This window comes from Citrobacter sp. RHB21-C05 (assembly GCF_013889015.1).
Taxonomy (GTDB): domain Bacteria; phylum Pseudomonadota; class Gammaproteobacteria; order Enterobacterales; family Enterobacteriaceae; genus Citrobacter_A; species Citrobacter_A sedlakii.
In genome coordinates this window covers 1,599,183-1,621,824 of the sequence record NZ_CP057611.1, presented here as the reverse complement: position 1 = coordinate 1,621,824, position 22,642 = coordinate 1,599,183, and the positions used below count along the sequence as shown (strand labels likewise).

Sequence of the window (22,642 nt, the reverse complement as noted above, 5' to 3'; positions counted from 1 at the left end):
TCAGTCCTTTTACTTCACCCATCCCTTTTGCTTCAGGTAATCTGCGGCGACTTTTTTCGCGTCCAGCCCTTCCACGGCAATACTGGCGTTTAACTGCTGCAGGGTTTTCGCATCAAGGCTGGCGAATACCGGCTGCAGCCATTCGGCCATTTGAGGATAGTCTTTCAGCACTGCTTCACGCACTACCGGCGCAGGGGCATAGATCGGCTGAACGCCTTTCGGATCGCTCAGGGTTTGCAACCCCAACGCGGCCACCGGACCGTCCGTACCGTAAGCCATCGCCGCGTTTACGCCGGACGTTTGCTGTGCTGCCGCTTTGATCGTTACCGCGGTGTCGCCGCCCGCCAGCGAAAGCAGTTGATCCTGACTCAGTTTAAAATCGTAGGCTTTTTCAAAAGCGGGAAGCGCATCGGCGCGCTCAATAAATTCGGCCGAGGCGGCCAGCTTAAAGGTTCCGCCCGCTTTCAGGTAGCGTCCGAGATCGGCCAGCGAAGTGAGTTTATTTTTCTCAGCGACATCGCTACGCACTGCGATGGTCCAGGTATTATTGGCGGGCGCTGGCGTTAACCACACCAGCTTATGCTGTTCGGCATCGAGCTTTTTGACTTTCTCATAGCCCGCGTTGGCGTTTTTCCACGCCGGGTCGTTTTCATCTTTAAAGAAGAAAGCCCCGTTGCCGGTGTATTCCGGATAAATATCCAGTTCGCCGGAGGTGATTGCCCCGCGCACAACCGGAGTCGTGCCCAGTTGGACTTTATTGACCGTTTTAACGCCGTGGCTTTCCAGCACCTGCAAAATGATATTGCCGAGCAGAGCCCCTTCGGTGTCGATTTTCGACCCCACCGTCACCGGCGACGCCGCCTGCAGGGGTAAACTCACCGCCGCTAACAGCGCCAGCGAGCCCGCACAGATCTTTGAGAGTGTCATTATGCTTTCCTCATCCTTTTGCCGCCCTTTTCAGCGACTTGAGCAAAAAGCATAGTCGAAAAGTGTCTCTTTAACCGGGGAATTCAGTTTTTTCGCGCCAGCGCAAAAAAGAGAGACGGGATTACGCCCGCCTCTCGTCTCTGTTACAGCAGCTCAAATTCCCCTTGCTTGACCCGCGCTGAGTCTACGCCGATAAAGACGTTAAACTTGCCCGGTTCGGCATCATACTGCATTTGTTGATTCCAGAACTTCAGCGCCTCGACGTCAATCGGGAAACTGACGGTCTGGGTTTCCCCTGGTTTCAGGGTCACCTTCTTAAAGCCCTTCAGCGCTTTCACGGGACGACTCACAGACGCCGTCACGTCCTGCAGGTACATCTGAATCACCGTCGCGCCTTCCCGTTTACCGGTGTTCGTCACCTGCACGCTCGCGGTTACGCTGCCGTCACGCGTCATGCTCGGGGCGGAAAGTTTGACGTCAGACACGGTAAACGTGGTGTAGCTCAGACCGTAGCCAAACGGATACAGCGGGCCGTTAGCCTCGTCAAAGTAGCGTGACGTGTATTTATTGGGTTTATCGGCGTTATACGGACGACCGGTATTAAGGTGGCTGTAGTAGACCGGGATCTGCCCGACGGAACGCGGGAAAGACATCGGCAGTTTACCGGACGGGTTGTAGTCGCCAAACAGCACGTCGGCAATGGCGTTACCGCCTTCGGTACCGGCAAACCAGGTCTCCAGGATCGCGTCGGCCTGTTGATTTTCTTTCACCAGCGCCAGCGGACGGCCATTCATCAGCACCAGCACCAGCGGCTTGCCGGTCGCTTTCAGCGCCGCGATCAGATCGCGCTGGCTCTGCGGAATAGTGATATCGGTCCGGCTGGAGGCTTCGTGCGCCATGCCCTGCGCTTCACCGACGACGGCAACCACCACGTCGGACTGTTTCGCCGCGTTCACCGCTTCGTCGATCATCGCTTTCGGCGTGCGTGGATCCACCTTCACCGCTTCTTCGTACTGGTTGAGGAACGTGACGATGTCTTTATCGTCAGTGACATTCGCGCCTTTGGCGTAAACGATTTTTGCTTTATCACCCACGGCGTTCTGAATGCCGGTCAGTACGGTCACTGACTGATCCGCCACGCCCGCCGCGGACCAACTGCCCATCACGTCACGTTTGCTATCTGCCAGGGGGCCTACCACCGCAATGGTGCCGGATTTTTTTAACGGTAGGGTTTCCAGACGGTTTTTCAGCAGTACCAGACTTTCGCGCGCCACTTCTCGCGCCTCTTTACGATGCAGGCGGCTTTCGGCGTTGGTGTCCGCCGGGTCAGACTCTTTCGGCCCCAGATGGCTGTACGGATCGTTGAACAGCCCCATATCATATTTGACGTTCAGCACATGACGGGCGGCGTCGTCCAGTTCTTCCATCGTCACCTTGCCGGATTTGATCAGCCCCGGCAGGTATTTGCTGTAATACTCGTCGCTCATGCTCATGTTAATGCCGGACTTGAGCGCCACGCGCACCGCATCCTCGGGATCGGCGGCAGTGCCGTGTTTTATCAGCTCTTTGATCGCGCCGTGGTCGGAAACGGTAATCCCCTTAAAGCCCCATTTGTCGCGCAGAATATCTTTTAGCAGCCAGGCATCAGACGTGGCGGGGGTTCCGTTCAGCGAGTTCAGCGCCACCATGACGGCGCCGCTGCCCGCGTCCAGCCCCGCTTTGTACGGCGGCATATAGTCGTTAAACAGACGCTGTGGACTCATGTCGACGGTGTTGTACTCTTTGCCGCCTTCCACCGCGCCGTAGGCGGCGAAGTGCTTCACGCTGGTCATCACCGAATAGCGGTCCGCCGGGCTTTTACCCTGCATCGCTTCCACCATCGTCTTGCCCATGATCGATGTGAGATAGGTGTCCTCGCCAAAGCCTTCGGAAGCGCGTCCCCAGCGCGGGTCGCGGGAAACGTCGACCATCGGCGCCCAGGTCATATTCAGGCCGTCATCTGCCGCTTCATATGCCGACACGCGCCCGACGGTTTTCACCGCCTCAAGGTTAAAAGAGGAAGCCAGGCCCAGGCTGATGGGGAAAACGGTACGCTGACCGTGCAACACGTCATACGCGAAAAAGAGAGGGATCTTCAGGCGGCTCAGTTCCATCACCTGATCCTGCATTTTGCGGATATCCTGGCGGGTGACGGTATTGAAGATCGCCCCAACCTGTCCGTCCTTGATCATTTCACGGATCGCTTCTTTCGGGTTATCCGGGCCGACGCTAATCAAGCGAAGCTGACCAATCTTCTCATCAACGGTCATTTTGGTCAGGAGTTCAGTCACAAACGCATCCCGCGCTTCCGGCGTCAGCGGGTGGTTACCAAACAGATCTTCCGCCAGCGCTGGCTGCAACGCCAGACTCACCGCGACACCTACAGAACATAGCCATTTCATGTTGTTTCTCTCTTTCTCATTAGCCCGACGTGGCTGCGAAAATATAACAAAAACCGCACGTTGCCATAAGCCTAATTGGCAGCCACGCAGAAAGCGAAGGTTATTCTCTTAATTTTCACCGCCGCTGATTCACAGACAGGGTAAATGAGTAAGCGCAGGGGCAGACAAAGCGCTATGCTTGAACGTGATATTTTGTCCCACCACAAGGAGTGGAAAATGTCTTCCCTGACAACAACTGATAATAAAGCCTTTCTGAATGAACTCGCCCGTCTCGTGGGTCATTCACACCTGCTGACTGAACCTGAGAAAACCTCCCGCTATCGCAAGGGCTTCCGTTCCGGCCAGGGCGATGCGCTGGCGGTGGTCTTTCCCGGCTCGCTGCTTGAACTCTGGCGCGTCCTTAACGCCTGCGTGAATGCCGACAAAATTATTCTGATGCAGGCCGCCAACACGGGCCTGACCGAAGGTTCAACGCCGAACGGCAACGACTACGATCGCGATATTGTGATTATCAGCACTCTGCGCCTCGACAAGCTGCATCTCCTTGGCAAAGGCGAGCAGGTGCTGGCCTGGCCGGGCACCACACTGTATTCACTGGAAAAAGCGCTGAAACCGTTGGGGCGCGAACCGCATTCGGTCATTGGTTCGTCGTGCATTGGCGCCTCGGTGATTGGCGGTATCTGTAATAACTCCGGCGGCTCGCTGGTTCAGCGCGGCCCTGCCTATACCGAAATGTCGCTGTTTGCGCGTATTGATGAAAACGGCAAGCTCCAGTTGGTCAACCATCTCGGCATCGACCTTGGTCAAACGCCGGAGCAGATCCTCAGTCAACTGGACGATGAGCGCATCAAAGAAGAAAACGTGCGTCACGACGGGCGTCACGCCCACGATCACGACTACGTAACCCGCGTGCGCGATATCGAGGCTGACACGCCGGCGCGTTATAACGCCGACCCGGACCGCCTGTTTGAAGCCTCCGGCTGCGCCGGAAAGCTGGCGGTGTTTGCGGTACGCCTCGACACTTTTGAAGCGGAAAAAAACCAGCAGGTGTTTTACATCGGCACCAATCAGCCTGACGTGCTGACCGAAATCCGCCGCCATATTCTGGCAAACTTTGAGAATCTGCCAGTCGCGGGCGAGTACATGCATCGTGATATTTACGATATCGCGGAGCAGTACGGTAAAGATACGTTCCTGATGATCGACAAGCTCGGTACCGACAAAATGCCGTTCTTCTTTACCCTGAAGGGCCGTACCGATGCAATGCTGGAGAAAGTGAAATTTTTCCGTCCGCACTTCACTGATCGCGCAATGCAGAAGTTTGGTCATCTGTTCCCCAGTCATTTGCCGCCGCGAATGAAAAGCTGGCGCGATAAATACGAGCATCATCTGCTGTTAAAAATGGCCGGGGACGGCGTGGCGGAAGCGCAAAGCTGGCTGAGCGAATTCTTTAAAACCGCGGAAGGCGACTTCTTCGCCTGTACGCCGGAGGAAGGCAGCAAAGCATTCCTGCACCGTTTCGCGGCGGCGGGCGCGGCAATCCGCTATCAGGCAGTGCATGCCGATGACGTGGAGGATATTCTGGCGCTGGACATCGCCTTGCGTCGTAATGACACTGAGTGGTATGAACATCTGCCGCCGGAACTTGACAGCCAGTTAGTGCATAAGCTCTATTACGGACACTTTATGTGCTACGTCTTCCATCAGGATTACATCGTTAAAAAAGGCGTTGACGTACATGCGTTGAAAGCGCAGATGCTTGAACTGCTTCACCAGCGCGGCGCGCAGTATCCCGCCGAGCACAACGTCGGGCATCTGTACAAAGCGCCGGAGGCGTTGACCCGTTTTTATCGCGAAAATGACCCGACCAACAGTATGAATCCCGGAATTGGCAAAACCAGCAAGCAGAAATTCTGGAAAGACCCCTCTACCGGGCAAACCGCGTAAGCAGACCCGCCGTGCAGGCTGGATCTGCTCGAAATATCGTGCAAAAGTAACGACATGTGCCGGAGCAATGACTCCGGCTTTTTATCCTGAAGGTGATAACCATGTCTGCTGCCGATACGCTTTCTGATGATGATATTGTGGTGCGCGACGCTTCGCCCGGCGACGTGGAGGCCATTTCCGCGCTGTACGCCTGGCATGTGCTGAATGGTCGCGCCTCTTTCGAAGAGATCCCCCCGACGGTAGATGAGATGCGCCAGCGAATGCTCAAGGTCGCGCAGTATGGCCTGCCCTGGCTGGTGGCTTTGTATCGCGGCGTGGTGGTGGGCTATTGCTATGCCACTCAGTACCGCCCTCGCCCCGCCTACCGTTATACCCTGGAAGAGTCGATATACGTTGACGCCAGCATGACCGGGCGCGGTATCGGTAGCCTGTTAATGTCCACGCTCATCAGTCGCTGTGAAGCAGGCCCATGGCGGCAAATGGTGGCGGTGATCGGCGACGGGCACAATAACCCTGGCTCATTACGGTTACATAAAAAACATGGTTTTGAAATTGCCGGACAGCTTCGCAGCGTCGGCTACAAGAAAGGCGACTGGCGGGACACATTGATTATGCAGCGCCCGCTTAACGAGGGTGACTGGACGCTGCCGGAATAACGTTGATGTCGCCGGATGGCGGAGAACCGCCTTATCCGGCTTTCAGCTCAATCGTTTTGCGCGGTCTGCTGCGCCATCTGCGTGGCTTTTTGCTTTTTATAGCTTAATGCCGCCGCCGGAACCGGCATCACTTTGCCGGTCTCAATCCAGGTACGTAAACGGCTGGCGTCGGCAAAATGGGTATATTTGCCAAAGGCGTCCATCACGACCAGCGCCACCGGTTTGTGATTAATTACCGTGCGCATCACCAGGCAGTGCCCCGCCGCGTTCGTGAAGCCCGTTTTCGTCAACTGAATGTCCCAGTTGTCGCGGTACACCAGATGGTTGGTATTGCGAAACGGCAGGGTATACGCCGGGTTCGAGAAGGTCGCCATATCCTCACGCGTCGTACTCAGTTGTCCAATCAGCGGATACTGCTTGCTGGCAATCAGCATTTTGGTGAGATCGCGCGCGGTAGATACGTTGTGAATGGATAACCCGGTCGGCTCGACAAAACGCGTATGGGTCATGCCGAGCGCTTTCGCCTTCGCATTCATCGCCTTAATAAAGGCGTTATAGCCTCCCGGATAATGGTGCGCCAGGCTTGCCGCCGCGCGGTTTTCCGAGGACATCAGCGCCAGCAACAGCATGTTTTTACGACTGATCTCACTGTTCAGCCGCACGCGGGAATAGACGCCCTTCATTTCTGGCGTCTGGCTGATATCGATCTTCAGCTTCTCGTCCAGCGGCAGTCGCGCGTCCAGCACGACCATCGCGGTCATTAATTTGGTTATCGAGGCGATCGGGCGCACCCGATCCGGATGGTTCGAATAGATCACCTTATTGGTGTTCAGATCGACGATCATCGCGCTACCGGAGGCGATTTCCGGTTGGGAGGCCGCGGTCGTCGCCGCCGCTTTGGCCATCGCCTGCGGTGCAAAAGGCACCGCCAGCATTAACGCCAGGCTAAGAACAGAAACTCGGAATGTCAGCATGATGAGATTTCAGAAAATGATTCACACGTGTGATAACACGCACCGCTTGAGTGAGAATTTACTTAAGCTAGCGAAAGAATCATAGCGAGCTAATAACGTTGTCGCCATAAGAGAATCGTCAGGAAAGGCTGCATTGCTGGCTTTTACACCAACAATGCAGAGAATGACCTCAGAAGACCCGGTAACCGTATCCCCACAGAATAACGGTCAGCGCGAGCAGCACTTCCAGCACCAGCACGCCAATCGCCAGCGTCGAACTGGAGAAGCTTAGCCCCTCCTCCTTATTAATGTTCAGGAAGGTCGGTATACCGAGATACAGTAAGTAACCGGTATAAAACAGCGCCACCGTGCCCACCAGCGCGCACAGCCAGACCAGCGGATACAACGCCACCACCCCACTCAGAAACAGCGGGGTCGCAACATAACCGGCAAACACCATACAGTGCGCCAGCGACGGGCGCTGCGGAAAGCTACGCGCCATCCACCAGATCACCCGTCCCATCACCGCCACGCCAGCGAGCATGACGGCGTAGAACAGCACAGCCAGCGCAAGCCCCGTTACCGGCGACAGCTTCAGCACGTTGCCGTCGCCAAAATTCCAGCCGATTTGCGTAGTGCCAATAAACGCGCAGATAACCGGAATCGCCGCCATCAGCAGTACATGATGGGTGTAGTGATGCGATACCGTTTCATTCTCGCTTTTGATCACCTGCATTTCACGATCGGGATGGGAAAACAACCCCCAGACATGGTTCATACCGCCCCCTTGTGTCAGTTCCGGCCCCTAACACCTCAAGTATAATTCGCTTTTCGATTATTTTATGTACAGTTCAGGAAATGTCAGGGCAGACGCTCCCCTCCCTCCTTTTTTCATTCAGCAACATAAATTCACAAGGTGTATGCTTAACCGTGCGGAGGTCATTCTGACATATGGATATAAACAGTCTTATTGCACAATACGGTTATGCCGCGCTGGTCATCGGTAGTCTGGCGGAAGGCGAAACTGTAACCCTGCTGGGCGGCGTCGCCGCTCATCAGGGATTACTGAAGTTTCCTTTGGTGGTATTGGCCGTCGCCGTAGGCGGCATGATTGGCGATCAGGTATTGTATTTGCTCGGGCGCCGCTACGGTGACCCGCTCCTGCGCCGTTTTTCCCGTCATCGTGACAAAATCCGCCAGGCGCAAAAGATGATCCAGCGTCGTCCATATCTGTTCGTCATCGGCACGCGCTTTATGTACGGTTTTCGCGTCATTGGCCCGCTGCTGATTGGCGCAAGCCATCTGCCGCCAAAAATTTTTCTGCCGCTGAATATTCTCGGGGCGCTGATCTGGGCGCTGATCTTCACCACACTCGGCTACGCGGGTGGTGAAGTCATTGCCCCCTGGCTGCACAGCCTTGATCACCATATAAAACATCTGGTCTGGCTGTTTCTTGCCATTGCGCTGGTGCTCGGCGTTCGCGGGTGGCTAAAACGCCGCAGCCGCCGCAAAGCCGACTAATACGAACGCTACTGCGGTGTAAACTGTGGGTTGGCGAGCATAAATCCGCCGTCGACGATCAGCGACTGGCCGGTGGTGTAGCTTGCCCCGTCCGAACACAGCCACGCCACCAGGCTGGCAATTTCGCGCGTCGCCCCCATTCTGCCCAGAGGGATCGACGGTTCAGCGCCAGGCTTCACGTCGCTGTCGTCCATATCATTCATCGGGGTGGCGATGGCTCCCGGCGCCACGGCGTTGACCAGAATATTGTGTTTGACCAGCTCAAGCGCCATGGATTTGGTCAGCCCGCCAAGGGCGTGTTTCGCGGCGGTATAAGCGCTGGCCTCGGGCAGCGGCGTATGCTCATGTACCGAGGTGATATTGATAATACGGCCGCCCTCCCCCTGTTTTACCATCTGGCGAGCAGCCAGTTGGGAACAGAGAAATGCGCCGTCGACGTCCACCGTGAAAATCTGTCGCCAGTCGTCGAAGGGCATCTCAAGAAACGCGGCTTTGCGCATTGTGCCCGCATTATTCACCAGCACGTCAATCCGGCCCAGCCGGGTAATCAGTTGCTCAAGCGCCTGTACCCCCGCAGGTAGCTGGCTGAGATCTAACTGGACGGTCTCAGCGCGAACGCCGTGCTTCATCACCTCTTGCGCTGTCGCGCGCGCGCCCTGTTCATCGGAATGCCAGGTGATGCCAATATCAAATCCCTGCTGCGCCAGATGCAGGGCGCAGGCTTTGCCGATACCTGAATCAGACGCGGTGACAATGGCCACTTTTCTCATAATATCTCCGGTTGAATCAAACTGAACCTTAAGAATCTGTCTCATCAGGCTCTAAGTATAGAAGCTCAGTCTGAGAGAGCCGGAAAGATCAGGAGTGCGGGTAGCCGCCGCCGAGCGCGCTGGTGAGCTGTACTGACGCGTCCAGCCACTGGCCTTGTAAAATCAGGCCGTTACCCTGTTCGCGCAGCGCCGGAATTTTCGCCTCGCTAACGCGGGAACCGGCAATAATCCCCGCCCTGAAGCGCGCTTCAGCCAACGTTACCACCCGCCGGGCATCGTGCTCAATCTGCTGCTGATGGGCATTTTTTTGCGCCAGCATTGCCACCTGACTGGCGGCGCGTGCGACGTCATTTACCGCCTCCACCACCGCTTTGTTATAATTCGCGATCGACAAATCGCTTTGCGCCTGGGCGATATCCAGATTCGCGTTCAGTCTTCCGCTGTCGAAAATCGGTAGCGTCAGCCCGGCGGTAACGCCCATCTGCTGCGCGGAACTGCGGAACAGATCGCTTAAATGCAGCGCATCCTGTTGCAGAAAAGCCATCAGGTTGATATCAGGATAAAACGCCGCTTTCGCCGCCTCCACGCTGCTGAGCGACGATTCGATATACCAGTGCGCCGCCTGCAAATCTGCCCTGCGCGCCAGCAATTCATAGCCCAGGCGATCCGGCAGCCGGCTTTCCACGTTCGGCAGCGCCACCGGGTGAAGCGCCAGCGAGGTCGACTGGGCATTAATGAGCGCGCTGAGCCGCGCCTCTATGACCTTCATCTTTCCGGCAGCATCATTCAGTTGCTGTTGTGTTTTGCTGTCATCGATATCGGTTTCAACACCCTCGACCGAAGACGTTATCCCGTTCTGGTACAGCTGGCGATCGCTGTTAATAATATTGCGCTGTTCGTCTTCGATTTGCTGGAGCAGTGTGCTTAACGCCGCCTGCGTTTGCCATTCCCAGTACAACCGCGTGACGCTGCTTGCCAGCAACTGGCGGGTCTGCTCACGTTCCGCTTCCCGCGCTTTCACCGCGCCGATTCGCGCCGTCACTTCCGCACGATTTTTCCCCCATAAATCCAGATCCCAACCGGCGGTTAAGCCAAACGTACCGTTGGTATACCACGGTCCCGTGGTGCCTGCCGCAGGATCGGTCAGTGCGAACGGCCCCATTAACCCTTCCGCTGACATTTTCTGCCGCTCGAGATCCGCTGAAAAATCCAGTTGCGGACCGTCCTGGGTTTCAACCGCTTTCGCCTGCGCTTCCGCCAGTTGAATGCGTTGTTCAGCCACCTGCATATCCGGCGAGTGCAGCAGGGCGTGCTCAATCAGACCGTTGAGCTGGGGATCGTGATATACCTGCCACCATTGGCTTTCCGGCCACCCTTTTTTGAGTGACGCAGGCAGTGAGGCGTCAACGTGAGTCGCGGGGGTTTGCTGCGCCAGCGTCTGATGACTGTCATGCATGGGGGCGCATCCCGCCAGCAAAAGTGCAAAGGGGAAGCACGCTTTCACAGCGTGAAAAGAGTTACGATTCATGAAGAAGTTCTGCTTAGAAAGGGTGCGCGGAGCTTACCCGTTGTTGAATGCGGTTTTTTAGTTACGCGTGGCATAACATCTTTGGCAAATAACCGTCATATCCGGCAATGTATTTTTCAAATAAATATCATTAATTGGATTCATTTATCTGATTTATGTGTTTGTTATTTACGGACGATATCCCGGCGGCAGGTTGCAGAAGATTTCCTATACTTAATCTGAACTTACCAATAAGGGAACGGCAATGAAGATTTTACTGTGGGTGATTTTGATTATTTTTCTGATTGGGCTGTTGGTGGTCACCGGCGTGTTTAAGATGATTTTTTAACGGCTGCGCCGGGTAGCGACGCTTCGCTTACCCGGCCAGTTATCAGAGGGTTATCGCCTGGATCGCCCGTGCAATGTCCGGTGAATGATTTAACGCGCGGATGTGCTGAAAGAGAACGGTGGCTTCATCATATTCTTTACGCAAATACCCCAGCCACTGCTTGATGCGCGCCACGTGATAAAGCCCGGTATCTCCCTGCTTTTCCAGACGGGTATATTTTTGCAGTAGCGCCACCACCTCCGGCCACGGCATCCGCGGCTGGTTGTATTTCACCACCCGGCTGAGGTTGGGAATATTCAGCGCGCCACGGCCAATCATTATCGCATCACAGCCGCTTACCGCCATGCAGGCCTGCGCGCTTTGCCAGTCCCAGATTTCCCCGTTGGCGATCACCGGAATGGTCAGACGCTGGCGAATCTCGCCGATGGCCTGCCAGTTGATATGTTCGGCTTTGTAGCCCTGCTCTTTCGTGCGGCCATGCACCACCAGCTCACTGGCCCCGGCCTGCTGCACGGCGTCGGCGATCTCAAATTTTTTATCGCCGCTGTCCCAGCCGAGACGGACTTTTACCGTCACCGGCAGGTGGGCAGGCACCGCCTCACGCATCGCTTTGGCGCCCTGATAAATCAGCTCCGGATCTTTCAGAAGCGTCGCGCCGCCACCGCTGCCGTTAACCATTTTCGACGGGCAGCCGCAGTTGAGATCGACGCCGTAGGATCCCAGCTCAACGGCGCGGGCGGCGTTCTCCGCCAGCCACTGTGGATATTGGCCCAGCAGTTGCACGCGCACCAGCGTCCCGGAAGGCGTTCGGCTGCCATTCATCAGTTCCGGACACAGGCGATGAAACACTTTTACCGGCAGAAGTTGATCCACCACGCGCACAAATTCGGTGATGCATAAATCGTAGTCATTCACTTCCGTCAGAAGCTCGCGTACCAGGGAGTCGAGTACGCCTTCCATCGGCGCCAGTAAAACACGCATAAGGTTATCCGCAAAAAAAGAGGCGCTATCATAGCGCCTCTCTGCGAGGATCAAAACCTTTTGCCGGATGGCGGCAAAAACGGCTGCTCAGGCCGATGATGAAGCACAGCGCTAGCGCGGCAGCAGACAGTTATCCTCTTTCCAGCCGTATAACCACTCCATGCCGCGATAAAATTCCGCCTGCGATTTGCCTTTCCACAGCAGATTACGTACCTGACGTTCGACGCCCGCAGCGTGGTAGACGCGCCCCATTTCACGGGTCGACCAGACAATTCGCGCCGTGCGCGGAATACGCACCGACTCATACAGCGCAAAGGCGCTTGCCGCATCGCCCTCGCATTTTTCCAGCGCTTTGCCGAGGGTCACCGCATCTTCCAGCGCCATGCATGCGCCCTGGGCCATATACTGCGCGACCGGGTGCGCGGCGTCACCGACCAGCGTAATGCGCTCCGTTCCCCATTTTTCCACCGGTTCGCGATCGGCGGTGGACCAGCGACGCCAGGAGGTGGGTTTGTCGAGCATCTGACGTGGACGAGGATGGATACCGGCAAAATACGAGAGCACCTCTTCTTTACTGCCGTCCTTCACACCCCACTCCTCCTGCTGACGGCTATGGAACGTCACCACCAGGTTGTACTGCTTGCCGCCGCGTAGCGGATAGTGAACAAGGTGACAGTGCGGCCCCGCCCACAGTACCGGCGCGTTAATGCGCAAATCTTCCGGCATATCGTCACAGTCAATCACCGCCCGGTAGACCACATGTCCGGTCACCCGCGGGGAATCCCCCAGCAGACTCTGGCGCACAACCGACTTCACGCCGTCACAGCCCACCAGAATATCGGCTGTCCAGCTGTTTCCCTGCTCATCAAATACCGTGACGTCGTCCGGCGTCTGGCGAATATCCACCACATTGGTGGACGTCCGGTATTCAACATCAGGATGGGTCAGCACCGCTTCCCAGACCGAGGCATGAATGTCGACGCGGTGAATCACGGCATACGGCCCGCCGAAATGGTCGCGAAACGCCTGGCCGGTTTCAATGCGGACAACTTCCTCCGCGTTTACCGCATCCATCATGGTGATATGGTCGGTAAATACCGCCCGCTGGCGCGCTACGTCGCCAACACCGAGGCTGTCCAGCGCCGAAAAGGCATTTGGGCCAAGCTGGATGCCTGCGCCAATCTCGCCAATCTCGTGCGCCTTTTCCAGCAGCATCACCTTGATCCCCTGGCGCGCCAGCGAAAGCGCGGTTGCTGCCCCGCCGATGCCGCCGCCAACGATAATTGCGCTCTTCACTTTAGCCATTGTCGTTCTCCTTCTCAGGCTGAGAGTTTATCTTGTTGATTTTCGGGCGCGGCGGCGATAAACGCCGGAAGCTGTGTGCAGGCTTCATACACCGCATTGCAGCGCGGAAAGGCGCTTAAGTCACACCCCATACGCAGCGCGTTCGCCCATTGCGGGATCAAGCAACAGTCGGCAAGCGTTGGACGGTTTCCGACGCAGTACGACTGAGACTGGCTTTGACGCAACAACTGTTCAACAGCGCTCAGCCCCTGTTGGATCCAGTGCGCGTACCAGCGTTTTTTATCCTCTTCGCTGATCTTCAGTTCGTCAGTGAGATAGCGCAGCACCCGCAGATTATTCACTGGGTGAATATCACAGGCGATGGCGTAGACAATCTCCAGCACCTGGCTGCGCGCCGGATCGCTGGCCGGCAGCAGTGGCGACTGCGGGAAATGCCGGTCCAGCCAGTCGATAATCGCCAGCGACTGGCCAAGCGCGTCGCCGTCATCGGTCACCAGCGTTGGCACCAGCCCCACCGGATTCATCCGCCGGTAGGCCAGTTCATTTTGCTGACCGATGCGGATATTGACGCCCACCGTCTGGTAGTCGATACCTTTCAGCGCCAGTGCAATGCGCACGCGGTACGAGGCCGAACTATTGAAAAAACTGTACAGCTTCATGTCTCACCTCAGACAATCTTCACGGCGAGGGGGGTTAACCCGTCCACGTTACCGGTGATCACATCGCCCTTCACCACTGCCCCCACCCCTTCCGGCGTGCCGGTAAAAATGAGATCCCCCGGTTGCAGTTCGAAGAAGCCGGACAGATAGCTAATGGTTTCGTTCACCGACCAGATGAGGTGGCGGATGTCGCTGCGCTGATGATCTTCGCCGTTGACCTGGAGCCAGATAGGCGCGGCATTAACGTCCGGCGCCTGGCTGGCTTTATGCAGCGGCGCGATAGGCGCAGAGAGATCGAACGCTTTGCCAATCTCCCACGGACGGCCCATCTGGCGCATCTCCATCTGCCGATCGCGGCGGGTCATATCCAGTCCGGTGGCATAGCCCCAGACATATTCATGGGCGTTTTCTAACGGGATATCACTGCCTTTTTTGCCTATCGCCACCACCAGCTCAATTTCATAGTGGTAATTGTCGGTTTGCGCCGGATACGGCAGTTCGAGCGTTTCACCTGCCGGCACCGGCACTACGGCATCGGCGGGCTTGCAGAAGAAGAACGGCGGCTCGCGATCCGGGTCGAAGCCCATTTCCCGGGCATGGGCGGCGTAGTTGCGTCCGACGCAATACACGCGGCGGACGGGGAAGCGTTCATCGCTGCCGACCACCGGTACGGTAACGGGCGCTTGCGGTTCAAATACATACTGAGTCATTGTTTTCTCCCTTATTAATAACGTGCTTCGCGGAATAACCCGAGGGCTTCCTGTACCGGCCGGTCTGAAAAACTGAATAACACGGTGTCATCGGAGGATGTAAACGACACGCCGTGCCAGGTCGGCACCACGAAAATGTCTTTGGCGGTAAAGGTGAAGGTTTCATTGCCGATGGTCACTTCGCCGCTGCCCTCCACCACGTGGTAAATGGTGCTGTCGGTGGTGCGCGCCATCCGCGAGACAAAGCCTTTCGGCAACAGCTGCAGGAAAGTGCCCATCGATGGCATCGGGTACCCGCCGGTGACCGGGTTGACGTAGCGCATTTTGTAGCCGTCCCACTCGTCGGCCTCGCCGAAACGGGTCAGATCGTGCAGCGCTTCGCGACTGCGATCGTAGCGATAGTTGAAGATCGGTGATGAATTCCCCTTTTGCTGACGCAGCGGCAGCATGTTAGCGGCATAGCGCGGCAGGTAATCGCCCTCTTTGCGCGTCACCGGCTGCTGATCTTCCGGGTAATCCTCGGCAAAGCCGCAGCCGAGAAGATTCACCAGCGGCAGGTCCAGCCCGTCAAGCCAGACAACCGGCTCATCGCCCGGGTTACCATGGTCATGCCACTGCCATTGTGGCGTCAGAATAAAGTCACCGACGTGCATCTGCGTGCGCTCGCCATCCACGGCAGTGAACGCCCCTTTCCCTTCCACAATAAACCGCAGCGCCGACTGGTTATGGCGGTGGCTTGGGGCGACCTCTCCCGGCATGATCAGCTGAAGCCCGGCATACAGCGTCGAGGTGATAGAGGATTGTCCGCGCAGCATCGGGTTTTCCAGCACCAGCACGCGGCGCACCGCCTCTTTTGCGCCAATCAGGTTGCCGCTCTCCAGCAGCAGCGGACGAATTTCCTGGTAGTTCCAGTAAGCCGGCGCGCAGTTGGCGTTCGGGGTTTGCGGCACCAGGTGATGCAGCGACTCCCACAGCGGGGTCAGGTTTTGCCCCGAAATATGCTGATAGAACTGCTGACGGCTGTTTTTGACATCCTGGTTATGTTCAGACATAGGGATTCTCCTTATTCATTTACCATACCGCCAGTGCGCGGCACGTTATCAGGGACAGAGGCTGACTGACGGACAACCACGATCAGCAGGGTTAACATCACCGCGCTGATCGCCGCCGGGACAGCGATAATGAAAAACAGCGTATCGAATGAGAAATTCATCGCCATCATCACGCCGCCGGACAGCGATCCGACGATGGCGCCGCAGCGACCCACCGCGTTTGACCAACTGACGCCTGTCGCGCGGCTTTGCGTCGGGTAGAGCGTGGCGGTTAAGGCGTTCAGTCCCACCTGCGATCCGCTGATCCCTACCCCGGTACCAAAAATCGCCAGCGCCATCAGCCACAGGCCGTTTTCGCTCAGGCCAATCATGATGATGCACACCGCGCCCAGCGCATAGCTCACCGCCAGAACCCGGAACGGGTTGTGTTTATCCATCAGTACGCCCAGCGCCAGCGCCCCCAGCGTACCGCCAATCTGGAAAGCCGCCGTCACCCAGGAGGCCTGCTGGAGGTCAATGCCGCGGTGGTTGAGCAGCGTGGGCATCCAGCTTGAAAGCAGATAAATAATCAGCAGGCTCATGAAGAACACCACCCATAACATCAGGGTAATGGGCAACTGGCGACCCACGAAAAGCTGACGAATGCTGCCTTTGGCGATCGCCGCCGCTTCGTTAAGGTAAAAATGCGTGTCCTCGTAACGCTGACGGGTAATGGCGCTGACCGTGCGGGCAATGGTGGCCTGCGGCAGCTGGCGACGAACCTGCCAGCGCGGAGATTCCGGCAGCACGAACAGCAGCGCGGCGAACAGCATTAACGGCAGCACCCCGCCAAGGATCAGAATGCCGTGCCAGCCAATGACCGCCACCAGTTGGGCGCTGACGATCCCCCCCATCGCCGAACCGAGGGTAAAGCCGCAGAACATCAGGGTCACCAGCGCGCCGCGCCGCCGCGCAGGTAGATATTCAGAGGTCATGGTGATGGTGTTCGGCATCGCGCCGCCCAGCCCAAGCCCGGTCAAAAAGCGCAGGAATACCAGCGTTTGCAGATCCGGCGAAAACGCCGAGATCAGACTCAGAGCGCCGAACAGCGCCACGCAAAGCTCGATAACCCGTTTGCGGCCAAAGCGGTCGGAAAGTGGGCCGCAAAGCAGCGCGCCCGCCGTCAGCCCCAGCAGTCCCGCGCCAAACAGCGGCGCGAGGTCACCGGCGGTCAGTTGCCAGTGGCTGCGAATGTCGGGTGCAATAAAGCCAATCGCGGCAGTATCAAAGCCGTCCAGCATCACCACCAGAAAGCAGCAGATGATCACCCGCCACTGGGTTTTGCCGACGGGGGCGGCATCGATCAGAGCCTGTAGTTCACGTCGTTGAGTCATTGTGTATGCCTCGGTGCAGGTAAGGTAAGAGGTTCTTTTGTTTTTGGTATGTTACGAGTTTGTAGATTGGGCGATAAAATGTACAATGGCTTTTCATGCAGAGACATAACCTGGAGGTTATCGCGGATGGCTAACTGGGCGCAGAAATTGAAACTTCATCACCTGCAAACGCTGATGGCGCTGGGCGAGCAGGGCAATCTCACGCAGGTGGCGCGAATGATGAATATCAGCCAGCCCGCGCTGTCGAAATGGTTGTCACAGCTCGAAGATGAGATAGGGATCACGCTCTTCGAACGTCACAGTAAAGGCCTGCGCCCGTCCGAAGGCGGCAAATTGTTGTTGCAGCATGCTCAGCGCTTAATCAACGACATGGAGCGATCCCAGTATGAAATTGCCCGCTTTAAGGCCGGTGGTCTGGTCGGCAGCCTGAAAATCGGTTGCTCGCCGGTGGCGACTGACTGTGTGTCACAGGCGATCCTCGGTTTGCTTAGCGAAATGCCGACGCTGCACCTCAACATCGAAGAAAAAGTGATGACGCCGCTGCTGCACGATCTGCTGGCGGGGTCAGTGGATGTGGTGGTTGGCCGGGTTGGCGGGCGGGCGCTCCAGCTTCCGCTGAACTATCAGGTCCTGTATACCGAACCCGTCTGCTTTGTTGCGCGGCCGGATCACCCGCTGGCCAGCCATGCCAGCCTCTCCTGGAACGATCTTGCCAGCTGGCGCTGGATCGTCTGGCCCACGGGGACGCCCATCCGCATCAGCATTGATAACGCGCTGGTCGATAACGGCGTGATGCTGCCAGAAAACACCATTGAATCGGCATCCATGAACGTCAGCACTAACCTGCTGCAAAGCAGCGACATGATCTCTATTCTTTCTTTACGGCTGGCGCAGCGCTATGCCAGCCAGGGGCAACTGGTGATCCTGAACCTGCCGAAGATAGAGCAGAAAGGCAGCGTCGGCGTGTTCTGGCGCAACAACGAAACGCCTTCGGCGGCGCTCAGCCGCTTTCTGCACTTTCTGACGCAGGTCTAGCACGACGAAAGGAGAACATGGCACGATGTTCCCGTTGTCTATCCTCAGTATGCTAAGAATTCATGATGTGATCGGTAGCACGTTTTAACGTTTAATTGTATGATGAATCCATCTCATTTAAGGCGTATCCCATGAGTAAGACACTGAATATCATCTGGCAATATTTACGCGCTTTCGTGCTGATCTATGCCTGCCTGTATGCGGGCATTTTTATTGCAACTCTGCTTCCTGTCGCCATTTCCGGCAGCATTATCGGCATGCTGATCCTGTTTGTCCTGCTGGCGCTACAAATCATCCCCGCTAAATGGGTCAATCCTGGCTGCTATGTCCTGATTCGCTATATGGCGCTGCTGTTTGTGCCAATTGGCGTAGGCGTAATGCAGTATTTTGACTTACTGCGCGCGCAGTTTGGCCCGGTGGTGGTCTCGTGCGCCATCAGTACGCTGGTGGTTTTTCTGGTGGTCAGCTGGAGTTCACACCTGGTTCACGGTGAACGTAAAGTGGTTGGACAGAAAGGATCAAAAGAATGATGGCCTATATCTGGTGGTCGCTGCCGCTGACCTTAGCGGTCTTTTTTGCCGCGCGGAAGCTGGCGGCGCGCTTTAAGTTTCCGTTGCTGAACCCGCTACTGGTGGCGATGGTAGTCATCATTCCGTTTTTGCTGCTTACGGGGATTCCCTACGATCACTATTTCAAAGGCAGTGAAGTGTTAAACGATCTGCTGCAACCGGCGGTCGTGGCGCTGGCCTATCCGCTATATGAACAATTGCACCAAATCCGCGCCCGCTGGAAATCCATCATCACCATCTGCTTTGTCGGCAGCGTTGTGGCGATGGTGACCGGCACCTCGGTTGCGCTGCTGATGGGGGCAACCCCGGAAATTGCCGCGTCGGTGTTGCCAAAATCCGTCACCACGCCAATCGCAATGGCGGTGGGCGGCAGCATTGGCGGCATCCCGGCAGTGAGCGCGGTTTGTGTGATATTTGTCGGTATTCTCGGCGCCGTCTTTGGCCACACCCTGTTAAATGCCATGCGTATTCGTACTAAAGCCGCGCGTGGCCTGGCGATGGGAACGGCTTCTCACGCCCTCGGCACCGCCCGCTGCGCGGAGCTGGATTATCAGGAAGGGGCGTTCAGTTCGCTGGCGCTGGTGATCTGCGGGATCATCACCTCCCTGATCGCGCCGTTTTTGTTTCCGCTCATTCTGGCGGTAGCCGGCTAAAATTTGCGATACGTCGCGCATTTTTCATTTAAGTTTCATAAGTTGCACAAATAATGAGATTCATATCACATATAAAGCCCTGACAGGCCCGTACACTACGATCCCATTACATTATTTTGAGGCAACGCCATGCACCCACGTTTTCACACTGCCTTTGGCCAACTTGCGGATAATTTGCAATCAGCGCTGGCGCCGATCCTGGCGGAAACGCATTTCCCCGCCTTGCTGACCGCAGAGCAGGTCGCGTGGCTGAAAAGCGCCACGGGACTTGACGAAGACGCGCTGGCATTTGCGCTGCTGCCCCTGGCTGCGGCCTGCGCCTGTACCCCGCTCTCCCATTTTAACGTCGGCGCGATTGCGCGCGGCGTCAGCGGCACCTGGTATTTCGGCGGCAATATGGAATATCTGGGCGCCACCATGCAGCAAACCGTCCATGCCGAGCAAAGCGCTATCAGTCACGCGTGGCTGCGCGGTGAAAAAGGCCTTGCGGCGATCACTGTCAACTACACGCCATGTGGTCACTGTCGTCAGTTTATGAATGAACTGAACAGCGGGCTGGATCTGCGCATTCATCTGCCAGGACGCGAACCGCATACCCTGCGCGACTATCTGCCGGACGCCTTCGGCCCTAAAGATCTGGACATTAAGACGCTCTTGATGGACGAGCAGGATCATGGCTTCTCCGCCGAAGGCGACGCGCTGGCGCAAGCGGCCATTGCCGCGGCGAACCGCTCACATATGCCTTACAGCCAGTCACCAAGCGGCGTGGCGCTGGCGTGCAAAGACGGCAACATTTTTAGCGGAAGCTACGCCGAAAATGCGGCGTTTAACCCGACTCTGCCGCCGCTTCAGGGCGCGCTGAATTTATTGAATCTCAACGGATATGATTTTGCCGATATTCAGCGGGCGGTGCTGGCGGAAAAAGCGGATGCCTCGTTGATTCAGTGGGATGCCACCGCCGCAACGCTGAAGGCATTGGGCTGCAATAATATCGACCGCGTATTGTTAGCATAAACCTGTCATCATCCAGGCCGGCGTGAGCAACGTTCCCCTCCCGCGCAATTGCCGTTGCCTTTTCCTGCCTGGATGTTACGCGTTTTTTCCCGGGCGTATTGCTGAAAATCCCTTCAATCAGACTGCCGTTTCTTGCGCTTCGCAGGCGGGTAAAGTAGCCTGATTGAAATTTCACCCCGTTACCGAGTTTTCTTCATGCTAAAGCGCGTTTTTTACAGCCTGTTAGTCCTGATCGGCTTGCTGCTGTTGACCGTGCTCGGCCTTGACCGCTGGATGAGCTGGAAAACCGCGCCCTATATTTATGATGAACTGCAGGACCTTCCCTATCGTCAGGTCGGCGTGGTGCTCGGCACCGCGAAATATTATCGCGCTGGCGTCATCAACCAGTACTACCGTTACCGCATTCAGGGCGCGCTCAACGCCTATAACAGCGGGAAAGTGAACTATTTGCTGCTTAGCGGCGACAACGCCCTGCAGAGTTATAACGAACCGAGAACCATGCGTAAGGATCTGATTGCCGCAGGCGTCGATCCGGCGGACATCGTGCTGGATTATGCCGGGTTCCGCACGCTGGATTCAATTGTCCGCACCCGCAAGGTTTTTGACACCAACGACTTTATTATCATCACTCAGCGCTTCCACTGCGAGCGCGCGCTGTTTATCGCTCTGCACATGGGCATTCAGGCGCAGTGCTACGCCGTCCCGTCGCCGAAGGATATGCTGACGGTTCGGGTTCGCGAGTTTGGCGCACGCTTTGGCGCGCTGGCGGACCTGTACCTGTTTAAGCGTGAACCGCGTTTCCTCGGCCCGCTGGTGCCTATCCCGACACAGCATCAGATCCCCGATGACGCGCAGGGTTACCCGGCGGTTACGCCAGAGCAGTTGCTGGAATTGCAAAAGAAACTGGGAAAATAACATGGAAGATAAAACGATTTTTATCGTCATTGGCGTACTGATGATCGTCCTGTGGACCTTTCGTGAAGGGCTCAAAGCGCTACGCGCAGGCAGTGTTGAAAAAACGGTAAAAGGCTCGCAGACGCCACTTATCATTCAGCGGACCGGACAGCCGGGCGTCTACTGGAGCTACGTTATCGCCTATTTTGGCGTTGCCGTTGGCGCGCTGGTTGTCGGCGTCTGGTTAGTGTTCTTTAAATAAAAAACCGGCGCAGAGGCTCTGCGCCGGTTTTTTTGTCCTGCCGGTTACTTCTTACGTGCGTACTTCAGGGAGTCCAGCGCAACGGCGAAAATGATAATGCCGCCCTTGATAATGTACTGCCAGTACGGGTTAACGCCGATATAGGTCAGGCCGTAGTTGATAACCGTAAAGATAATGACCCCGGTCACCACGCCCAACACCGTCCCAACGCCGCCGCTAAACGATACGCCGCCTACGACACACGCGGCAATCGCATCCAGTTCATACATAAAGCCGAGGTTGTTGGTGGCGGAGCCGATACGCCCCGCTTCCAGCAAACCGCCAAACGCGTAGAACACGCCGGAGAGGGCATAGATCATCAGCAGGTTCAGCGCGACGTTGACGCCAGACACTTTCGCCGCTTCCGGGTTGCCGCCGATAGCGAAAATGTTTTTACCGAAGCGGGTTTTGTTCCACAACACCCACACGAACGCCACGGCGATCAGTGCGTAGAACGTGATATAGGAAAGCCGGAAGCTGCCTAACGCGATAAAGCCCTGCGCGAAGGTCGAGAAACCGCTGTCAAAGCCGGAAATCGGCGATGCCCCAACGAAGTCGTAATACAGGGAGTTAATACCGTACACGATAATCATCGTACCCAGCGTGGTAATAAACGGCGTCACGTTCAGATAGGCGATAATGATGCCGTTGATCAGGCCGATAATCGCGCCAATAGCGCAGACAATCAGGATCACCAGCGCAATCGGCATGGTCGCCATTTCCGGAAAGACCTTATTGGCGTTCTCCATCGACTGCAATAGTGTTGCCGCAACCACCGCCGCCAGCCCGACCTGACGCCCGGCTGACAGGTCTGTCCCCTGGGTGACGATCAGCCCCGCCACACCGAGGGCGATAATAATGCGCACCGAGGACTGAGTCAGAATGTTACTCAGGTTAAGCAGACTTAAGAACGTGGGATCCTGAAAAATAATAATTGCCAGTAAAACTAAAAGAACGACGTAAATACCGCCCTCTTTCAGATAAGTGAGAAAACTTTTCTTATTTAACGCACTCATGAGGAGCCC

22 protein-coding genes are annotated in these 22,642 nt (G+C 56.5%); 9 read left to right on the top strand and 13 right to left on the bottom strand.

What is annotated here, in order from left to right; all coding sequences use genetic code 11:
* Nucleotides 1–9 precede the first annotated feature (9 nt).
* Entirely contained in the window at nucleotides 10–927 is a 918-nt protein-coding gene (locus HVX72_RS07715) for an ABC transporter substrate-binding protein (RefSeq protein WP_042284451.1), read from the bottom strand.
* Nucleotides 928–1,070: 143 nt separating this feature from the next.
* Nucleotides 1,071–3,368: a beta-glucosidase BglX gene (bglX, locus tag HVX72_RS07710; protein ID WP_042284453.1), complete on the bottom strand. Its 2,298-nt coding sequence runs from the start codon at nucleotides 3,366–3,368 to the stop codon at nucleotides 1,071–1,073.
* Between the two features lie 216 nt (nucleotides 3,369–3,584).
* Between bglX and dld the strand changes: the two genes are divergently transcribed.
* Together dld and HVX72_RS07700 are read left to right on the top strand one after the other, a co-directional pair.
* Nucleotides 3,585–5,315 carry a D-lactate dehydrogenase gene (dld, locus tag HVX72_RS07705; protein WP_181822908.1) on the top strand — a complete coding sequence of 577 codons (1,731 nt, stop codon included), beginning with the start codon at nucleotides 3,585–3,587 and terminating at the stop codon, nucleotides 5,313–5,315.
* Nucleotides 5,316–5,416: 101 nt separating this feature from the next.
* Entirely contained in the window at nucleotides 5,417–5,971 is a 555-nt protein-coding gene (locus tag HVX72_RS07700; protein WP_181822907.1) for a GNAT family N-acetyltransferase, read from the top strand.
* Nucleotides 5,972–6,018: 47 nt separating this feature from the next.
* Here HVX72_RS07700 and pbpG read toward each other — a convergent pair whose 3' ends face one another.
* Entirely contained in the window at nucleotides 6,019–6,945 is a 927-nt protein-coding gene (gene pbpG, locus HVX72_RS07695; protein WP_181822906.1) for a D-alanyl-D-alanine endopeptidase, read from the bottom strand.
* A gap of 169 nt (nucleotides 6,946–7,114) precedes the next feature.
* Entirely contained in the window at nucleotides 7,115–7,702 is a 588-nt protein-coding gene (locus HVX72_RS07690; protein ID WP_042284461.1) for a Yip1 family protein, read from the bottom strand.
* Nucleotides 7,703–7,875: 173 nt separating this feature from the next.
* On the opposite strand from HVX72_RS07690, the gene HVX72_RS07685 reads away from it, so the two are divergent.
* A complete protein-coding gene (locus HVX72_RS07685; RefSeq protein ID WP_181822905.1) occupies nucleotides 7,876–8,445 on the top strand; it encodes a DedA family protein in 570 nt (189 codons plus the stop codon).
* 8 nt (nucleotides 8,446–8,453) lie between these two features.
* On the opposite strand, the gene HVX72_RS07680 is transcribed toward HVX72_RS07685, so the two are convergent.
* The 8 genes from HVX72_RS07680 to HVX72_RS07645 all read right to left on the bottom strand — a co-directional run bounded on the left by HVX72_RS07680 (nucleotide 8,454) and on the right by HVX72_RS07645 (nucleotide 17,151).
* The gene (locus HVX72_RS07680; RefSeq protein ID WP_042284467.1) at nucleotides 8,454–9,215 is read right to left on the bottom strand and encodes an SDR family oxidoreductase; all 762 of its coding nucleotides are present in this window, start codon (nucleotides 9,213–9,215) and stop codon (nucleotides 8,454–8,456) included.
* An 88-nt stretch (nucleotides 9,216–9,303) separates the two neighbouring features.
* Nucleotides 9,304–10,743: a multidrug resistance outer membrane protein MdtQ gene (gene mdtQ, locus HVX72_RS07675; protein ID WP_181822904.1), complete on the bottom strand. Its 1,440-nt coding sequence runs from the start codon at nucleotides 10,741–10,743 to the stop codon at nucleotides 9,304–9,306.
* Between the two features lie 370 nt (nucleotides 10,744–11,113).
* Nucleotides 11,114–12,052 carry a tRNA dihydrouridine(16) synthase DusC gene (dusC, locus tag HVX72_RS07670; RefSeq protein WP_181822903.1) on the bottom strand — a complete coding sequence of 313 codons (939 nt, stop codon included), beginning with the start codon at nucleotides 12,050–12,052 and terminating at the stop codon, nucleotides 11,114–11,116.
* A 111-nt stretch (nucleotides 12,053–12,163) separates the two neighbouring features.
* Nucleotides 12,164–13,357 carry a 3-hydroxybenzoate 6-monooxygenase gene (locus HVX72_RS07665; RefSeq protein ID WP_042284472.1) on the bottom strand — a complete coding sequence of 398 codons (1,194 nt, stop codon included), beginning with the start codon at nucleotides 13,355–13,357 and terminating at the stop codon, nucleotides 12,164–12,166.
* Nucleotides 13,358–13,371: 14 nt separating this feature from the next.
* Complete coding sequence (maiA, locus tag HVX72_RS07660; RefSeq protein WP_042284474.1) at nucleotides 13,372–14,016, bottom strand: maleylacetoacetate isomerase; 645 nt, start codon at nucleotides 14,014–14,016, stop codon at nucleotides 13,372–13,374.
* Nucleotides 14,017–14,024: 8 nt separating this feature from the next.
* Nucleotides 14,025–14,726, bottom strand: coding sequence for a fumarylacetoacetate hydrolase family protein (locus HVX72_RS07655; protein ID WP_042284475.1), 702 nt, complete (start codon nucleotides 14,724–14,726; stop codon nucleotides 14,025–14,027).
* Between the two features lie 14 nt (nucleotides 14,727–14,740).
* Complete coding sequence (gene gtdA, locus HVX72_RS07650; protein WP_042284478.1) at nucleotides 14,741–15,778, bottom strand: gentisate 1,2-dioxygenase; 1,038 nt, start codon at nucleotides 15,776–15,778, stop codon at nucleotides 14,741–14,743.
* 11 nt (nucleotides 15,779–15,789) lie between these two features.
* On the bottom strand, nucleotides 15,790–17,151 hold the full coding sequence (locus tag HVX72_RS07645) for an aromatic acid/H+ symport family MFS transporter (RefSeq protein ID WP_060569313.1): 1,362 nt from the start codon (nucleotides 17,149–17,151) through the stop codon (nucleotides 15,790–15,792).
* A gap of 126 nt (nucleotides 17,152–17,277) precedes the next feature.
* Between HVX72_RS07645 and HVX72_RS07640 the strand changes: the two genes are divergently transcribed.
* From HVX72_RS07640 to HVX72_RS07615, 6 genes are all read left to right on the top strand, one after another.
* Nucleotides 17,278–18,186, top strand: coding sequence for a LysR substrate-binding domain-containing protein (locus tag HVX72_RS07640; RefSeq protein WP_042284482.1), 909 nt, complete (start codon nucleotides 17,278–17,280; stop codon nucleotides 18,184–18,186).
* Between the two features lie 131 nt (nucleotides 18,187–18,317).
* Nucleotides 18,318–18,716, top strand: coding sequence for a CidA/LrgA family protein (locus HVX72_RS07635; RefSeq protein ID WP_042284484.1), 399 nt, complete (start codon nucleotides 18,318–18,320; stop codon nucleotides 18,714–18,716).
* Nucleotides 18,713–19,408 (top strand): CidB/LrgB family autolysis modulator, encoded by a 696-nt coding sequence (locus HVX72_RS07630; RefSeq protein ID WP_042284486.1) that lies wholly within the window; start codon nucleotides 18,713–18,715, stop codon nucleotides 19,406–19,408. The genes HVX72_RS07635 and HVX72_RS07630 overlap by 4 nt, the downstream gene beginning before the upstream one ends.
* A gap of 129 nt (nucleotides 19,409–19,537) precedes the next feature.
* Complete coding sequence (cdd, locus tag HVX72_RS07625; RefSeq protein ID WP_181822902.1) at nucleotides 19,538–20,422, top strand: cytidine deaminase; 885 nt, start codon at nucleotides 19,538–19,540, stop codon at nucleotides 20,420–20,422.
* A gap of 195 nt (nucleotides 20,423–20,617) precedes the next feature.
* Nucleotides 20,618–21,337 carry an outer membrane permeability protein SanA gene (gene sanA / locus HVX72_RS07620; protein ID WP_042284490.1) on the top strand — a complete coding sequence of 240 codons (720 nt, stop codon included), beginning with the start codon at nucleotides 20,618–20,620 and terminating at the stop codon, nucleotides 21,335–21,337.
* 1 nt (nucleotide 21,338) lies between these two features.
* Entirely contained in the window at nucleotides 21,339–21,578 is a 240-nt protein-coding gene (locus HVX72_RS07615; RefSeq protein ID WP_042284493.1) for a DUF2542 family protein, read from the top strand.
* A gap of 44 nt (nucleotides 21,579–21,622) precedes the next feature.
* On the opposite strand, the gene mglC is transcribed toward HVX72_RS07615, so the two are convergent.
* A complete protein-coding gene (gene mglC, locus HVX72_RS07610) occupies nucleotides 21,623–22,633 on the bottom strand; it encodes a galactose/methyl galactoside ABC transporter permease MglC (RefSeq protein ID WP_042284495.1) in 1,011 nt (336 codons plus the stop codon).
* Nucleotides 22,634–22,642 lie beyond the last annotated feature (9 nt).

What these genes read in the sequence shown, in the direction of transcription:
- HVX72_RS07715 (WP_042284451.1), bottom strand. Translation starts at nt 927, where the DNA reads ATGACACTCTCAAAGATCTGTGCGGGCTCGCTGGCGCTGTTAGCGGCG.
- bglX (WP_042284453.1), bottom strand. Translation starts at nt 3,368, where the DNA reads ATGAAATGGCTATGTTCTGTAGGTGTCGCGGTGAGTCTGGCGTTGCAG.
- dld (WP_181822908.1), top strand. Translation starts at nt 3,585, where the DNA reads ATGTCTTCCCTGACAACAACTGATAATAAAGCCTTTCTGAATGAACTC.
- HVX72_RS07700 (WP_181822907.1), top strand. Translation starts at nt 5,417, where the DNA reads ATGTCTGCTGCCGATACGCTTTCTGATGATGATATTGTGGTGCGCGAC.
- pbpG (WP_181822906.1), bottom strand. Translation starts at nt 6,945, where the DNA reads ATGCTGACATTCCGAGTTTCTGTTCTTAGCCTGGCGTTAATGCTGGCG.
- HVX72_RS07690 (WP_042284461.1), bottom strand. Translation starts at nt 7,702, where the DNA reads ATGAACCATGTCTGGGGGTTGTTTTCCCATCCCGATCGTGAAATGCAG.
- HVX72_RS07685 (WP_181822905.1), top strand. Translation starts at nt 7,876, where the DNA reads ATGGATATAAACAGTCTTATTGCACAATACGGTTATGCCGCGCTGGTC.
- HVX72_RS07680 (WP_042284467.1), bottom strand. Translation starts at nt 9,215, where the DNA reads ATGAGAAAAGTGGCCATTGTCACCGCGTCTGATTCAGGTATCGGCAAA.
- mdtQ (WP_181822904.1), bottom strand. Translation starts at nt 10,743, where the DNA reads ATGAATCGTAACTCTTTTCACGCTGTGAAAGCGTGCTTCCCCTTTGCA.
- dusC (WP_181822903.1), bottom strand. Translation starts at nt 12,052, where the DNA reads ATGCGTGTTTTACTGGCGCCGATGGAAGGCGTACTCGACTCCCTGGTA.
- HVX72_RS07665 (WP_042284472.1), bottom strand. Translation starts at nt 13,357, where the DNA reads ATGGCTAAAGTGAAGAGCGCAATTATCGTTGGCGGCGGCATCGGCGGG.
- maiA (WP_042284474.1), bottom strand. Translation starts at nt 14,016, where the DNA reads ATGAAGCTGTACAGTTTTTTCAATAGTTCGGCCTCGTACCGCGTGCGC.
- HVX72_RS07655 (WP_042284475.1), bottom strand. Translation starts at nt 14,726, where the DNA reads ATGACTCAGTATGTATTTGAACCGCAAGCGCCCGTTACCGTACCGGTG.
- gtdA (WP_042284478.1), bottom strand. Translation starts at nt 15,778, where the DNA reads ATGTCTGAACATAACCAGGATGTCAAAAACAGCCGTCAGCAGTTCTAT.
- HVX72_RS07645 (WP_060569313.1), bottom strand. Translation starts at nt 17,151, where the DNA reads ATGACTCAACGACGTGAACTACAGGCTCTGATCGATGCCGCCCCCGTC.
- HVX72_RS07640 (WP_042284482.1), top strand. Translation starts at nt 17,278, where the DNA reads ATGGCTAACTGGGCGCAGAAATTGAAACTTCATCACCTGCAAACGCTG.
- HVX72_RS07635 (WP_042284484.1), top strand. Translation starts at nt 18,318, where the DNA reads ATGAGTAAGACACTGAATATCATCTGGCAATATTTACGCGCTTTCGTG.
- HVX72_RS07630 (WP_042284486.1), top strand. Translation starts at nt 18,713, where the DNA reads ATGATGGCCTATATCTGGTGGTCGCTGCCGCTGACCTTAGCGGTCTTT.
- cdd (WP_181822902.1), top strand. Translation starts at nt 19,538, where the DNA reads ATGCACCCACGTTTTCACACTGCCTTTGGCCAACTTGCGGATAATTTG.
- sanA (WP_042284490.1), top strand. Translation starts at nt 20,618, where the DNA reads ATGCTAAAGCGCGTTTTTTACAGCCTGTTAGTCCTGATCGGCTTGCTG.
- HVX72_RS07615 (WP_042284493.1), top strand. Translation starts at nt 21,339, where the DNA reads ATGGAAGATAAAACGATTTTTATCGTCATTGGCGTACTGATGATCGTC.
- mglC (WP_042284495.1), bottom strand. Translation starts at nt 22,633, where the DNA reads ATGAGTGCGTTAAATAAGAAAAGTTTTCTCACTTATCTGAAAGAGGGC.